General features: G+C 69.9%; 1 protein-coding gene. It reads left to right on the top strand.

Annotated features, from left to right (window positions below):
- The first annotated feature begins 11 nt into the window (after positions 1–11).
- On the top strand, positions 12–290 hold the full coding sequence (locus ACL9RL_RS19735) for an HNH endonuclease (protein ID WP_422782000.1): 279 nt from the start codon (positions 12–14) through the stop codon (positions 288–290).
- The last annotated feature ends 55 nt before the right edge of the window (positions 291–345 follow it).

The following is a 345-nucleotide window of genomic DNA, read 5'->3' as shown; positions in this document are numbered from 1 at the left end:
CGGCGCAACGGTTGGCGCTGACCGAGCGGGACGGCGGGTGCGCCTGGACCGGATGCCCACACCCGCCCGCATACACGGAAGCCCACCACATCGATTGGTGGTCAGTCGGCGGCCGAACAGACCTCGGCAACGGGGTGATGCTGTGCACCCACCATCACCACCGCATCCACGCCGACGGATGGGGCATACGGGGCAGGGACGGATCCCCGTGGTTCATCCCACCCGCACACCTCGACCGTACCCGCACACCGAAGCGTGGCGGACGAGTACGGCTAGAACGCCCGGGCTGACCGGCGTCGTCCCTCCCTGCCCTTCGACAAGCTCAGGGACCGGGTTCCCCCCCCC

The organism is Plantibacter sp. Mn2098 (assembly GCF_049319745.1).
Classification (GTDB): domain Bacteria; phylum Actinomycetota; class Actinomycetes; order Actinomycetales; family Microbacteriaceae; genus Plantibacter.
The sequence above is the reverse complement of the archived record's forward strand: the minus strand, read 5'-3'. Positions and strand labels throughout refer to the sequence as shown.